This window comes from Bradyrhizobium sp. CCBAU 11361 (assembly GCF_028128935.1).
In the GTDB taxonomy this organism is placed as follows: domain Bacteria; phylum Pseudomonadota; class Alphaproteobacteria; order Rhizobiales; family Xanthobacteraceae; genus Bradyrhizobium; species Bradyrhizobium niftali.
Genome location: NZ_LBJZ01000005.1, coordinates 142,561 through 156,220, shown reverse-complemented (window position 1 = coordinate 156,220; position 13,660 = coordinate 142,561). Strand labels below are relative to the sequence as shown.

Sequence of the window (13,660 nt, the reverse complement as noted above, 5' to 3'; positions counted from 1 at the left end):
ATAGCCTGCTCTCCCAACGGCTTACAGGGAAATCCGGAATCCCTGCCCACCGCGCTTTCGTGCTGTCGACCCGATATGGGGCGACAATAGTGCAGATTCGAGGGGTAAACCCTCCAATCCCCACACTTTTTCGTGTTCGGCCTGCGTCGGGACGTTCCGTCGCACGCCTTTTGCATCCGGCCCGCCCTCGCAAGGGTGGACCAAGATCCCGGGCCTCGCTCGACGCTCGCCCGGGATCTCGTGCCAGCAAGCTTGCGCTTACTTGAGCTCGACCTTCGCGCCAGCCTTCTCGAGCTGGGCCTTGATCTTGTCGGCTTCTTCCTTGTTCACGCCTTCCTTGACCGGCTTCGGAGCACCCTCGACGAGGTCCTTTGCTTCCTTCAGGCCGAGACCGGTGATGGCGCGGACTTCCTTGATGACCTCGATCTTCTTGTCGCCGGCGCTGGCGAGAACGACCGTGAACTCGGTCTTCTCTTCCGCCGGAGCGGCGGCAGCGCCACCACCAGCCGGGCCGGCCACGGCGACAGCCGCGGCAGCCGAAACGCCCCACTTCTCTTCGAGGAGCTTCGCGAGTTCGGCAGCTTCGAGCACGGTGAGGCTCGAGAGGTCGTCAACGATCTTCTGCAAGTCAGCCATTGTTCAGTTTCCTTACGTGTAAGTCTGGTTCGGGTTTGAGTTTTGCGAAGGGCGTCAGGCCGCTTCGCCCTTTGAGGCATGAGCCTGGATGACACGCGCGAGCTTGCCCGCGGGCGCGTTGGCGAGCTGAGCGAGCTTGGTCGCCGGGGCCACAAGCAGGCCGACGATCTTGCCGCGCAGTTCATCAAGCGACGGCAGCGAGGCAAGCGCCTTCACGCCGTCGACATTCAGGACGGTCTTCCCCATCGAGCCGCCGACGATGACGAACTTTTCGTTCGCCTTGGCGAATTCGATGGCGACCTTTGGCGCCGCTACCGGATCGTTCGAAGTGGCGATCACGGTCGGTCCCTTCAGCATGGGGCCGATGGCAACGACGTCAGTGCCTTCAAGAGCAATTTTGGCGAGACGGTTCTTCGAGACCTTCACCGAGGCACCCGCCTGCTTCATCTGCTGGCGCAGCTTCTGCATCTGGGCGACGGTGAGGCCGGAATATTGAGCAACGACCGCGACGCTCGTGGTCTTGAAGACCCCATTGAGCTGTTCGACCGCTTCTTTTTTTGCCGCTCGTTCCACAGCAAGCTCTTTCCGGTTGGCGGTCATCGCGAAAGCGGGACCGCCGGGTTGCACCCATCGTCCCGCCCAAACCTGAACCTCAGGGGGCAAACCCTTCGGACACGCCGGGCAAGACGACAATTCAAAGCCTGCCCTCCGGGAGCCCGTTAGAGCCCACGGCGTGTCGAGGTCCGAACCAGACCCGTTCCGCAAGCCAGCCCTTAAAGCTGGGTGCGAAGTGAAATCCGGTCTTCACCCGTCTATGCAGGCAATGCGATTAAGCCGTTGAGAAATCGAAATTTCCCGCGGGCGCCTGCAGTCTTGGACAGGACAAGGTCAGCCGGCGAACCGCCTGACCTCTGCCCGCATTCCACCAACCGACGGTTTTCCTTCCTTTTCCGGCAAATCCTCGCGGACGTCCTGAAAAGGAATGATCTCCTGTCGTGTCGGGTTTTCGGAATGCGTGCACGAACGCGCCAGCCTAGGCCGGCACGTCCGGAGGCGGTTCTTTAACCGCTCCGGGCCTGCTTGCCAAGAGCAAAATTCACACCAGTTCCAATCCGTTGCCGCAGGCGCTTGACCCGGGCTGACAAGGACCGATTCAGGCCGATTTGACCCCATAAGGCAGCCGCTTGCCCTCGAAAAACGCGCCGAGGTTCGCCAGCACGCAATTCTGCATGGCGACGTGCGATTCCAGGGTGTGGCCGCCGAGATGCGGGGCGAACACCACGTTGGGCAGCGCGGTCAGGGCGTCGGGGGCGTGCGGTTCCTTCTCGAAGACGTCGAGGCCGGCGCCGGCGATGGTCTTGTCGGTCAGGGCCGCCACAAGCGCCCGCTGGTCGATCACCGAGCCGCGGGAAATGTTGACGACATAGCCGTCCGCGCCGAGGCGCCCCAGGATATCGGCATTAACGACGTGCTGGGTCTCGTCCCCTGCCCGGACCGCGATCATCAGCACGCTGCACCAGTCGGCGAGCGCCTCCAGCGTCGGGAAATACTGATAGGGCAGAACGTATCTGGTGCGGCTGAAATAGCCGATTTCGCTCTCGAAGGCGGCGCAGCGTGCGGCGATCTTGCGGCCGATCTCGCCCATGCCGTAGACGCCGATCCGGCGGCCGGGCATGCCGGCCTGCGGGCGCATCATCGGCGAGGGCTTTGACGCGGCCCAATCGCCACTGCGGACATACTGGTCGGCGACCACGATCCGCCGCGTCGTCGCCAGCATCAGGGTCATCGCGATGTCGGCAACCGAGGCCGCATTGGCGCCCGGGCTGTGGCCGACCGCGATGTTGCGCACGGCGGCCGCTTTCAGGTCTATGCCGTCATAGCCGGTGCCGTAGCAGACGATGGCGCCGAGTTTCGGAAACAGGTCCATTGCTTCGGCCCCGAGCGGGGTGCCACCCGCAGTGAGCATCGCGCGAATGCCGCCGAGCTCGTCCGCCGAAAACACCTCCCGCGCGGGCTTGCCACCGGTGTCGAGCAGCTCGAACCGCTCGGCGAAGCGCGCCATCATCGTCTTGGGGAAGCGCGAGTAGATCAGGACCTTGTCAGCCATTGTTCTTGTTTCCGGTGAACGCCGCCACAAACGAAGAGGGGCGGAATCGGTTGCCCAATTCCGCCCCTCGCCTCATGCAATTTCCAAACCTCTAGCCGAGGCAAACCTTAGCCGAGAATGGTGCCCGGCTCGACCTTCACGCCCGGGCCCATTGTCGAGGACACCGCAACGCGCTGGATGTAGGTACCCTTGGAACCGGCCGGCTTCGCCTTCGAGACAGCGTCGGCCAGGGCCTTGATGTTCTCGACCAGCTTCTCCTCGGAGAACGAGGCCTTGCCGACGCCGGCCTGCAGGATGCCGGCCTTCTCGACGCGGAACTCGACCGAGCCGCCCTTGGCACCCTTCACGGCGCCGGTGACGTCCATGGTGACGGTACCGATCTTCGGGTTCGGCATCAGGCCGCGCGGGCCCAGCACCTTACCGAGACGGCCGACCAGCGGCATCATGTCGGGGGTGGCGATGCAGCGGTCGAAATCGATCGAGCCGTTCTGCACCTTCTCGACCAGGTCTTCGGCGCCGACGACATCGGCGCCCGCAGCCTTGGCCTCGTCGGCCTTGGCGCCACGGGCGAACACGCCGACGCGGAGCGTACGGCCGGTGCCGTTCGGCAGGGTCACGACGCCACGGACCATCTGGTCGGCGTGACGGGGATCGACGCCGAGATTGATCGCGACCTCGATGGTCTCGTCGAACTTCGCTTTCGCGCGTTCCTTGACCATCTTGATGGCTTCCGCGAGCGGGTAAAGCTTTTCGCGGTCAACACCTTCGCGGGCTTTGTTCAAACGCTTTCCGATTGCCATGACCGCTTACCCCGCCACTTCCAGACCCATCGAACGGGCAGAGCCCTCGACCATCTTCATGGCCGATTCGATGGTGTCGCAATTCAGGTCCTTCATCTTCTTCTCGGCGATCTCGCGCACCTGCGCCTTGGTCACCTTGCCGGCCTTGTCACGGCCCGGCGCCTTCGAGCCGGACTGGATCTTGGCGGCCTGCTTGAGGAAGTAGGACATCGGCGGCGTCCTCATCTCGAAGGTGAAGGAACGGTCCGCATAGATGGTGATGATCACCGGGATCGGGGTGTTCTTCTCTTCCTTCTGGGTCTGGGCGTTGAACGCCTTGCAGAACTCCATGATGTTGAGACCGCGCTGACCAAGCGCGGGACCGATCGGGGGCGAAGGATTCGCCGCACCGGCCGGGACCTGAAGCTTCAGGTATCCGGTCACTTTCTTTGCCATGTATCACTCCTGTTGTGCCGGACAGGCCGGCGGTTTCAGGTTCGTGGTCTGGGTCGGATGCGGCTGGCAACCGCCCTCTCCCTCCCACGGCCTCTCTTTGCGCGAAGCTTTTCGGCTTCACGCGCGACCCGCTCAGACCTTCTCGACCTGACCGAACTCCAGCTCGACCGGCGTGGCGCGGCCGAAGATCGACACCGCGACCTTCACGCGCGAGCGCGCCTCGTCGATTTCCTCGACCACACCGGAGAACGAGGCGAACGGGCCATCGGCCACGCGCACGTTCTCGCCGATCTCGAACGACACCGACGCCTTCGGCCGTTCCACGCCCTCCTGCACCTGGTGCAGGATGCGCATGGCCTCGGCTTCCGAGATCGGCATCGGCTTGTTTTCCGCGCCGAGGAAGCCGGTCACCTTCGGCGTGTTCTTGATCAGATGAAACGCCTCGTCGGTCAGCTTCATCTTCACCAGCACGTAGCCCGGGAAGAACTTGCGCTCGGCGTCGATCTTGCGGCCGCGGCGCACTTCCGTGACCTTCTCGGTCGGAACCAGCACCAACTCGAACAGTTCCTCGAGCCCGCGCTGCTTGGCCTGCTCGCGGATCGATTCGGCGACCTTCTTCTCGAAGTTCGAATAGGCGTGGACGATGTACCAGCGCTTGTCGGACAATTGAGCGGTTGCTGTAGCCATCAGTGAATGCCCAAGAGGAAGGTGATGAGGTAACGGATGATCTGGTCGGCGGCGAAGAAGAAGATCGAGGCCACGGCGACCATGACGAACACCATGATGGTGGTGATCGTTGTCTCGCGACGGGTCGGCCAGGTGACCTTGGCGGTCTCCGAGCGCACTTCCTGCAAGAACTTGAACGGGCTGACTGCCATCGTTTGATGTCCAACGTCCGTCGACAGACGCGAATGAATTTCAGGGATCCGAACAGCCGCCGTTGGCCCAGCCCTCTGTCTCGAAGGATGAGCCGGAAACCGGGCTCGATTGTTCGGGGATTTCAAAGCCGCGCCGGAGATCCGCGTCTAACGGGCCGGCTGCAGGTGGCGGGTATCTACTGCGAACGGGGCCAAACGTCAAGGTAGCGGCTCATCCGCCCGGCCTCCCCTCGCCCCCGCAGGCCTACGGCAGAGCCCATGCGAATCAACGGTTTACCGGGCCGGGCCGAGCAGCCCTCCGACGCTCGAACCGGCCTGACCGCCCGCCTCGCGCTGACGGCGGCCCCAGACCAGCGTCAATCGGCCCGGTCGACCATGGAAATGCCCGGCAACGGCACCACGAACTTTCCGCCGTCCGCGAAATAACCGGCATGCTTGGCCCGGATCGGGTCGACGTAGCGCCAGGCGAACACGACGACGAACGCCGGCTTGCGCTCGTAAAGGGCGGCGGGCGGCAGGATCGGGATGTCGTAGCCGGGGCCGGCCATCACGTTCCCCTTCTTGGGGTCGTCGTCCACCAGGAAGTCGATCTTGCCCTCCAGGCCGAACTGCGGCAGCAGGGTCGTGGTGCCGACGGAGACGCCATAGCCGGCGACGAGTTGACCGCGCGCGTGGGCGGCATCGGCCATCGCGACCAACTCGTCGCGAATGGCAGCGATCCGCTTCACGTAGGGCGCATAATAGGCCGGCTGATCGACGCCGAGCCGGTCTTCCTCGGCGATGAACCGCGCGACCTCCGCCGACGGCTTCTTCGCGCCGCCGGCGCGCTGCACCGTCACGCGAATCGAGCCGCCCTTGGTCCAGATGTGCTGGACATCGATCACTTCCATCCCGAGCCGCGCGAAGAAGCGCGTCAGCGGCTTGATGTTAAAATACGACAGATGCTCGTGATAGACGGTGTCGAGCAGGTTCTTCTCGGTGACGTCGACGCCGTATTGCGTTTCGAAGACGAACAACCCGTCCGGCGCAAGCACGTCGCGAGCCCCGATCACCAGCGGATCGAGATTGTCGACATTGGCGATCATGTTGTTGGCGATCACGACGCTCGCCGCACCGTGGCTTTTCAGGATGCGGTGCCCGACGGCGTCAGTGAAGAAATCGCCGATGGTTTCGATGCCCGCCTCGGTCGCGCGCCGCGCGATGTCGACGGCGGGATCAACGCCTAGCACCCGCATGCCACGCTCCTTGAAGAAGCCGAGCAGCGATCCGTCGTTGCTGCCGAGCTCGACCACCAGCGATCCCGGCGCGATTCCGAAGCGGCTGACGACGTCGCTGGCATAGCCTTCGAAATGCTGCCGCAGGCCGAGCGAGAGCGAGGTGGTGTAGACGTAGTTGCGGTACTGGATCTCCGGATTGCCGACATGGAGAATCTGGAGGTGGCCGCAGTCCCTGCACAGATGCAGCGCCATCGGCACCGCGGCCCTGAAGACCGGATCGTCGACGCTCGCGTCGGGCACCTGGAAGTTCGGCGTGCCAATGGGCATGCCGGCCATCGGGACGACAAGCTCTTGCTTGTCCGAATGACAGAGGCGGCAGGTATGACGGACGTAGAACAGGTTTTTCATCGTGGAACCAGAAAACGGAGAGATGCGCGCGGATGGGGCAATCCCACCCTGTGAAGATTAGATCGACGGCAATGGTTCAAGCGGGTCAGAGCTAACAGGAACGGGTTGACGGAAACGAGACGAGTCCGCAACCGGCCCAGATCGAGACCGCGCGCGATGTAGGCCGGCACGGCGATCGACAGCAGCGGCTTCAGCGAAAACAGAGCCGTCTGTTTAGACCGCAACTGCATCCGATACCCGCCTCAGGACGCCGGGTATTCCGCGCGACCGATGACGAGGTCGATCGCGGCCATCATCCAGAACTGGTGTGTGGTCTCCACAATGTTGTAGCTGCGGCTATCCACCCAGAAATTGACGTCGCCGAGATTGCGCAGGGGATTGTCCGCATTCATGCCCGAGAGCGTAATCACATCGAGCTTCATCGTCCGCGCCTGCGCGACCGCATTGAGAATGTTCTTCGAGCGCCCCGACGAACTGATCGCGACGAGGCAGTCGCCGGCGCGGGCGTTCAGCCGCACGGCGTGCGCGATCCAGTCCTCGAAACCGTAGTCGTTGGCGAGGCACGACATCATGCTTGCATCGCTGAAGCACAGCGCAGGCACCGACGCGTTCTTTGCCAGATCGATCGCCAGATGCGAGGCGATGCCGGCCGAGCCGCCATTGCCGATGAAGACGACGCGACCGCCCTGCTCGCGCGTGCGCAACCAGGTCGCCCGGGTGGCGGAGATCTCCGCAAAAATACTGTCGTCTATCGCCGTCGCGCGATGGAGGCGTCCCACGTAATCGTCCAGGAAGGCCTTGTGATCGGGATCGACGGACTCGGCAGGCATGGGCTGGCGACTCGATTGCAGCATGCCGTCGTGATACCGACTCTTACCAGGGATTGCAAAGGCATAATCCTTGCAAAACTTGCCTGCGGCTGCTAGTCGGCTTTCGGGTGTCACTCAACATTGGCGAGTCTGTTTCGCTGGGCATTCGCATCACGGGTTTCCCATGAAATGCATCGTTACTGGCGGCGCCGGTTTCATTGGAAGCCACCTCGTCGATCGACTCCTCGACGACGGTCATGAGGTGATCGCTCTCGACAATTTCGTCATCGGACGCCCCGAGAATCTGTCGTCGCACGCTGATTCGAGCCGGCTGAAGATCGTGCGGGCCGATGTCGCCGAGCTCGATTCGATCAGGCCGCACTTCGACGGCGTCGACTGGGTTTTCCATCTCGCGGCGCTGGCCGACATCGTCCCCTCGATCGAGTCCCCGATCCCGTATCATCGCGCCAATGTCGACGGCACGGTCAACGTCCTCGAAGCTGCGCGGCACGCGGGCGTCAGGCGCTTCATGTATGCGGCGTCATCGTCCTGCTACGGCATTCCCGACGTCTACCCGACACCGGAGAGCGCCGAGATCCGGCCGATGTATCCCTACGCCCTCACCAAGAATCTCGGCGAGCAGTGCGTCATGCATTGGTGCCAGGTCTACAAGCTTCCGGCCGTGGCGCTTCGCCTGTTCAACGTGTTCGGGCCGCGCCATCGCACCACGGGCACCTACGGTGCCGTGTTCGGCGTCTTCATGGCACAGAAACTTGCCGGCAAGCCCTTCACGGTGGTGGGCGATGGCGAGCAGACCCGCGACTTCACCTTCGTCAGCGATGTCGCCGACGCCTTCGTGACCGCCGCGCGCTCCGACGTCTCGCACGAAATATTCAACGTCGGCTCCGACAACACCTACAGCGTCAACCGGCTGGTCGAGCTTCTCGGCGGCGACAAGGTCCATATTCCCAAGCGTCCCGGCGAACCCGACTGCACCTACGCCGACATCACCAAGATCAAGCAGGTCCTGAAATGGGCGCCAAAGGTGAAATTCGAGGACGGCGTCGCGACGATGCTGAGGTCGATGGACCAGTACAAGGACGCGCCCTTGTGGACGGTGGACAAGATCGCCGACGCCACCAAGGACTGGTTCAAATATCTCGGTGACGAGGACGACGCGGCGGCCGGTACGCCGCGGAACGCAAGCCACTGAACAGGTTCGCCAGGTAGCGTTGCTACGAGTCGATCAATTCCGGTCGGCCGGCTGAGGTCGGTCGGCGTTTTGGGTAGTTCACATGGCTAACACTTCGACAGACAAGCCGGCTGTCCATCCGGCACCGCACGCGAAGATCAAGACGATCGAGGAACTGGGCGCGATCGCGCGGGCCGCGCAGGCCGAGGGCCGCACCGTCGCGCTCTGCCACGGCGTGTTCGATCTGGTGCATCTCGGTCACGTCCGGCACATCCTGGCGGCGCGCAACGAGGCCGACGTGGTCATCGTGACCGTTACGGCCGACCGTTTTGTCAACAAGGGCCCGGGACGGCCGATCTTCCCGGAGAGCATGCGCGCCGAGATGCTGGCCGCGCTCGGCACGGTCGACTGGGTCGGCATCAACCAGACCTCGAGCGCCGAGCCGGTCCTCGATACCGTGCGCCCCGACATCTACGTGAAGGGTTCTGACTACGAAAACCCCGAGGATGACGTCACCGGCAAGATCGCCACCGAGCGAGAGGCCGTCGAACGTCATGGCGGCCGCATCGTCTTCACACGCGACGTGACCTTCAGCTCGTCGTCGCTGATGAACCGCTACTTCGACATCTACGATCCCCCTCTGCGCGACTACCTCCAGAAGGTGCGCGAAAGCGGTGGCGCCGAGCGCCTGCTGAAGCTGATCGACAAGATCCAGGACATGCACGTGGTGCTGGTCGGCGACACCATCATCGACGAATACCAGTACGTCACGGCGCTCGGAAAGGCTTCGAAGGAAAACATCGTCGCCACCCTGTTCAAGAATGGCGAGCAATTTGCCGGCGGCGTCATTGCCGCGGCCAATCATGTGGCGAGCTTCTGCAAGTCGGTGGAGATCGTCACGACGCTGGGTGGCAAGGACTACCCGGAAGAGTTCATCCGTGCGCATGTCCGCCCGAATGTCACGCTCACGCCGATCCGCATTCAGGGCCGCCCGACGACCCGCAAATTACGGTACGTCGAGCTGGGATATCTGCACAAGCTCTTCGAAGTCTACACCATGGACGACACCCCGCTCGACGAGGCCGAGCGCAAGGAGATCGACCGCATCACCGCCGAGCGCGTTCGCGGCGGGGACGTGGTGATCGTCACCGATTTCGGTCACGGGATGATCGCTCCAAGCACAATCGCTGCCCTGATCGCCAACTCCAAGTTCCTGGCGATCAACGCCCAGAGCAACAGCGGAAACCACGGCTACAATCTGATCACGAAGTATCCGCGGGCGGACTACATCTGCATCGACGCTCCGGAAGCGCGGCTGGCCGCCACCGACAAGTTCAGCGACATCGCGTCGGTGATCGAGACCAGCCTGCACGGCAAGATCGACTGCGATAACATGATCATCACGCACGGCTCCTTCGGCTGCTACCCCTTCTCGTCGAAGACCGGCGTCGCGCGCGTGCCCGCTTTCACCAAGACCGTCGTCGATACCGTCGGCGCCGGCGATGCCTTCCTGACGATCACGGCGCCGCTGGTTGCCGCCGGCGGCAATATCGAGGACGTCGCCTTCATCGGCAACGCCGCAGGCGCGATCAAGGTCGGCATCGTCGGTCACCGCAACTCGGTCGAAAAGGCCCCGCTGGTCAAGTTTGTCACCGCGTTGCTGAAATAGCGCGCAGGAAGAATTCTGGAGAACGACTGTGATTGATCGGAAATGGAACGTGATGGTCACCGGTGGCGCCGGCTATGTCGGCAGCGTGCTGGTTCCCCAGTTGCTGGCAGCGGGCCACAAGGTCACCGTGCTCGACCTGTTCATGTACGGCGAATCCGTCTTCGACGCGGTTCGCAACAATCCGAATCTCCGCCTGATCAAGGGCGACATCCGCGATGAGACCGCGATCAACGAGGCCCTGCGCGGCAACAACGCGGTGATCCACCTCGCCTGCATCTCCAACGACCCCTCGTTCGAGCTGGACCCTGCGCTCGGCAAGTCCATCAACTACGACTGCTTCCGTCCGATGGTGCGCGCCGCGAAGAAGGCCGGCATCAAGCGCTTCATCTACGCCTCCTCCTCGAGCGTCTACGGCATCAAGGACGAGGCCGAGGTGACGGAGGAGCTGTCCTGCGAGCCGCTCACGGACTACTCGAAGTTCAAGGCGATGTGCGAGACCGACCTTGCCGACGAGGCCGCGCCCGGGTTCGTCGCCTGCACCGTTCGTCCCGCGACCGTCTGCGGCTACGCACCGCGGCAGCGGCTCGACGTCGTCGTCAACATCCTGACCAATCTCGCGGTCAACACCGGCCGCATCCGCGTATTCGGCGGAACGCAGCGCCGGCCCAACCTGCACATCGAGGACATGTCCGCGGCCTATCTGTTCCTGCTTCAACAGGACGACGCGAAGATCGACGGAAAGACCTACAATATCGGCTATGAGAACCACTCGCTGATGAAGATCGCCGACATCGTCAAGTCGGTGGTCGGCAGCAATGTCGACGTGGTCGTCGAGCCGACCGACGATCTGCGCTCGTACCATGTCTCTTCGGAGAAGATCCGCCGCGAGCTCGGATTTGCGCCGACCCACACCATCGAGCAGGCCGTGTCCGGCCTTGTGGATGCCTTCAAGGCCGGCCGCCTGCCGAACTCGCTCAACGACCCCCGGTACTTCAACATCAAGATGATGCAGAATATCAGCCTGAAGTGAGCGGCGTGCGGATCGGCATCGATTTCGACAACACGATCATCTGCTACGACAAGGTCTTTGCCGCCGTCGCGCGTCAGCGCGGGCTGGTGCCGGAGGGCTGGGAGGGACTGAAGACCGATGTGCGGGATCATCTGCGATCCCGCGCGGGCGGCGAGCTCGCCTGGCAAGGCCTGCAAGGCTTCGTCTACGGCAAGGGCATTGGCGGCGCTGAAATCTATCCGGGCGTGCGGGAATTCCTGGCGGCGTGCAGACAGGCCGGCGCGAAGGTGTACATCGTCAGCCACAAGACCCGATTCGGTCATCAGGATCCCGACCACACCGACCTGCGTGAAGCCGCACGCGGATGGCTGCGGGGGGCTGGCCTGATCGACGCTGCGGATTCGGCACTGGCCGTCGGCGACGTCTATTTCGAGGACACACTGGCCGGCAAGGTCGAGAGACTTGCGAACCTGAAGCTCGACACCTTCATCGACGATCTCGTCGAGGTGTTCGAGCAACCGCACTTTCCGAAGGCCACGCGATCGATCCTGTTCACGCGTTCGCAGCCCCCGCACCCCGAACACTGCAAGCCGATCGCGACATGGGCCGGCATCCGCCACGAGGTGTTTGCGGCATGAGCGAGCCCGACATCAGCGCGGTGGATGCAATGGCGATCGGCAGCCGTCTGGCAGGCGCCCCGGTCGCGGCCGCCCAACCGGCGCGATCCGGCGGCAACAACAGGGTGTTTCGGCTGGAGATGGCGGAGGGACCGGCCCTCGCCCTCAAGCATTATCCGTCCGACGGGCGCGATCGACTGGGACAGGAATATGACGCGCTCTCGTTTCTGTCGCGCCACGGCATCGCATTGACACCGCGCCCGATCGCGAAGGATTCGGATGCGTTCTGCGCGCTGTATCAATGGTTCGACGGCGAAGCCGCGGTGCTGCGCCCTCAGGACGGCGATGCCGATCAGCTGGCCGATTTCCTGATCGAGTTGCAGAAACTGTGCAACGCCGACGGCGCGCAAACCTTGCGGAACGCTTCGGCCAGCATCTTCTCGCCCAAGGAAGCCGTCGCCCAGTACGAGCAGCGCCTGGACGGACTGAGACGGGCCTCGGTTGATCATCCGGATCTGCGCGCGTTCATGGACGACAGCCTGATTCCCAGCACTGCCATCGCGGTCCGGCAGCTACGCCGGCGCTATGCGGAACTCGGCTGGGATCCCGCAGCGGACATTGCGCCCGCGCATCGCGCGTTGAGTCCCTCCGATTTCGGACTACACAATGCGCTGCGCGCCGCGGACGGCCGGCTGCGCTTCATCGACTTCGAATATTTCGGCTGGGACGATCCGGTCAAGCTGGTGTCCGACACCGCGATTCACCCCGGCAGCGATCTGCCCGAAGCCAAAGCAAATCGGTTGACCGAACGCCTCACACAAGCTTTCGCAGTTAGGGATGATGCGTTTGCGATCCGCCTTGACGTACTCTATCCTGTGTTTGGGGCGATTTGGTGCCTGATTGTCCTGAATGCCTATTTGCCGGAAAGCCGCTCCCGACGCGCCTTTGCTGCGCAAGGTGGCGACCTGACGGTCCGCCTCGCCGGTCAGCTCGACAAAGCCCGCCGGCTCCACCAAACGATTTGCCAACGTGATCCAGATCTCACCCCACGCTGAAGCCGCCCTCACCTGCACGCTCGACGAGCGCAGCCTTTACTTGCGCCGCCTGGTGCTCGGATCCGTCCGTTCGGCGGGACGCGGACATGTCGGTCCGGCCCTGTCGCTGATCGAGATGGTCCGCGTGCTCTACGACGACGTGCTGCGGATCGATCCGAACAACCCGCGCGATCCGGATCGCGACCGCGCCATCCTCAGCAAGGGACACGGTTGTCTGGCGCTCTATGCGCTGTTGGCCGACCGCGGCTTCTTCCCCCTGTCGGAGCTGGACGGCTTTTGCGGCCCGGACAGTATTCTGGGCGGACATCCAGAATACGGAATGGTGCCGGGGGTCGAGGCCTCGACCGGCGCGCTTGGACATGGCCTGTCGATCGGTGTCGGCCTTGCGCTCGCCGCGCGCATGCGCGAGCGCACCTACCGCACCTTCGTCCTGCTCGGCGACGGCGAGATCAACGAGGGATCGGTGTGGGAAGCTGCCATGGGCGCAGCCAAGCACGGGCTCGACAACCTGGTCGCGCTGATCGACTACAACAAGCTCCAGAGCTACGGGCCCACCGACTACGTGCTGCCGCTGGAGCCCCTCGCGGACAAATGGCGCAGCTTTGGCTTTGCCGTGCAGGAGCTCAACGGCCACGACGTCGGCGCCCTGCGCACCGTCCTGAAGCAGGTCCCGCCCGTTGCGGGCAAACCCACCGCGATCATCTGCCATACCGTCAAGGGCAAGGGTCTGCCGGCCGCAGAATCCAACGCCGATTGGCATCACAAGAACAAGCTGACCGACAGCGAGCTCGACGCGATTCGCGTCGCCGTCGGCGATTTTTGATCGGC

15 protein-coding genes are annotated in these 13,660 nt (G+C 63.5%); 6 read left to right on the top strand and 9 right to left on the bottom strand.

Annotated features, from left to right (window positions below):
• Window positions 1–258: 258 nt before the first annotated feature.
• From rplL to XI08_RS03150, 9 genes are all read right to left on the bottom strand, one after another.
• A complete protein-coding gene (gene rplL, locus XI08_RS03190) occupies window positions 259–636 on the bottom strand; it encodes a 50S ribosomal protein L7/L12 (RefSeq protein ID WP_027549190.1) in 378 nt (125 codons plus the stop codon).
• Between the two features lie 54 nt (window positions 637–690).
• Complete coding sequence (gene rplJ / locus XI08_RS03185; RefSeq protein WP_092192758.1) at window positions 691–1,209, bottom strand: 50S ribosomal protein L10; 519 nt, start codon at window positions 1,207–1,209, stop codon at window positions 691–693.
• Window positions 1,210–1,789: 580 nt separating this feature from the next.
• Window positions 1,790–2,743: a 2-hydroxyacid dehydrogenase gene (locus XI08_RS03180; RefSeq protein ID WP_271573330.1), complete on the bottom strand. Its 954-nt coding sequence runs from the start codon at window positions 2,741–2,743 to the stop codon at window positions 1,790–1,792.
• A 107-nt stretch (window positions 2,744–2,850) separates the two neighbouring features.
• Window positions 2,851–3,543, bottom strand: a complete 693-nt coding sequence (rplA, locus tag XI08_RS03175) for a 50S ribosomal protein L1 (RefSeq protein WP_011088163.1) — start codon at window positions 3,541–3,543, stop codon at window positions 2,851–2,853.
• 6 nt (window positions 3,544–3,549) lie between these two features.
• Entirely contained in the window at window positions 3,550–3,978 is a 429-nt protein-coding gene (rplK, locus tag XI08_RS03170) for a 50S ribosomal protein L11 (protein WP_212397877.1), read from the bottom strand.
• Between the two features lie 132 nt (window positions 3,979–4,110).
• Window positions 4,111–4,665: a transcription termination/antitermination protein NusG gene (gene nusG, locus XI08_RS03165; protein ID WP_007602985.1), complete on the bottom strand. Its 555-nt coding sequence runs from the start codon at window positions 4,663–4,665 to the stop codon at window positions 4,111–4,113.
• A complete protein-coding gene (gene secE / locus XI08_RS03160; protein ID WP_007611620.1) occupies window positions 4,665–4,856 on the bottom strand; it encodes a preprotein translocase subunit SecE in 192 nt (63 codons plus the stop codon). Before secE ends, nusG begins: the two co-directional genes overlap by 1 nt.
• A 356-nt stretch (window positions 4,857–5,212) precedes the next feature.
• Entirely contained in the window at window positions 5,213–6,481 is a 1,269-nt protein-coding gene (locus tag XI08_RS03155) for a class I SAM-dependent methyltransferase (RefSeq protein WP_271573329.1), read from the bottom strand.
• 242 nt (window positions 6,482–6,723) lie between these two features.
• Entirely contained in the window at window positions 6,724–7,311 is a 588-nt protein-coding gene (locus XI08_RS03150) for an SIS domain-containing protein (protein ID WP_271573328.1), read from the bottom strand.
• 163 nt (window positions 7,312–7,474) lie between these two features.
• On the opposite strand from XI08_RS03150, the gene XI08_RS03145 reads away from it, so the two are divergent.
• The 6 genes from XI08_RS03145 (at window position 7,475) to XI08_RS03120 (ending at window position 13,655) form a co-directional block, all read left to right on the top strand.
• Complete coding sequence (locus XI08_RS03145) at window positions 7,475–8,503, top strand: SDR family oxidoreductase (protein ID WP_271573327.1); 1,029 nt, start codon at window positions 7,475–7,477, stop codon at window positions 8,501–8,503.
• Between the two features lie 82 nt (window positions 8,504–8,585).
• A complete protein-coding gene (locus XI08_RS03140; RefSeq protein WP_271573326.1) occupies window positions 8,586–10,151 on the top strand; it encodes a PfkB family carbohydrate kinase in 1,566 nt (521 codons plus the stop codon).
• A gap of 28 nt (window positions 10,152–10,179) precedes the next feature.
• On the top strand, window positions 10,180–11,181 hold the full coding sequence (locus tag XI08_RS03135) for an NAD-dependent epimerase/dehydratase family protein (protein ID WP_271573325.1): 1,002 nt from the start codon (window positions 10,180–10,182) through the stop codon (window positions 11,179–11,181).
• Window positions 11,178–11,798 carry a hypothetical protein gene (locus XI08_RS03130; RefSeq protein WP_271573324.1) on the top strand — a complete coding sequence of 207 codons (621 nt, stop codon included), beginning with the start codon at window positions 11,178–11,180 and terminating at the stop codon, window positions 11,796–11,798. The genes XI08_RS03135 and XI08_RS03130 overlap by 4 nt, the downstream gene beginning before the upstream one ends.
• A complete protein-coding gene (locus tag XI08_RS03125) occupies window positions 11,795–12,832 on the top strand; it encodes a phosphotransferase (RefSeq protein WP_271573323.1) in 1,038 nt (345 codons plus the stop codon). The genes XI08_RS03130 and XI08_RS03125 overlap by 4 nt, the downstream gene beginning before the upstream one ends.
• On the top strand, window positions 12,807–13,655 hold the full coding sequence (locus XI08_RS03120) for a transketolase (RefSeq protein WP_271573322.1): 849 nt from the start codon (window positions 12,807–12,809) through the stop codon (window positions 13,653–13,655). Before XI08_RS03125 ends, XI08_RS03120 begins: the two co-directional genes overlap by 26 nt.
• The last annotated feature ends 5 nt before the right edge of the window (window positions 13,656–13,660 follow it).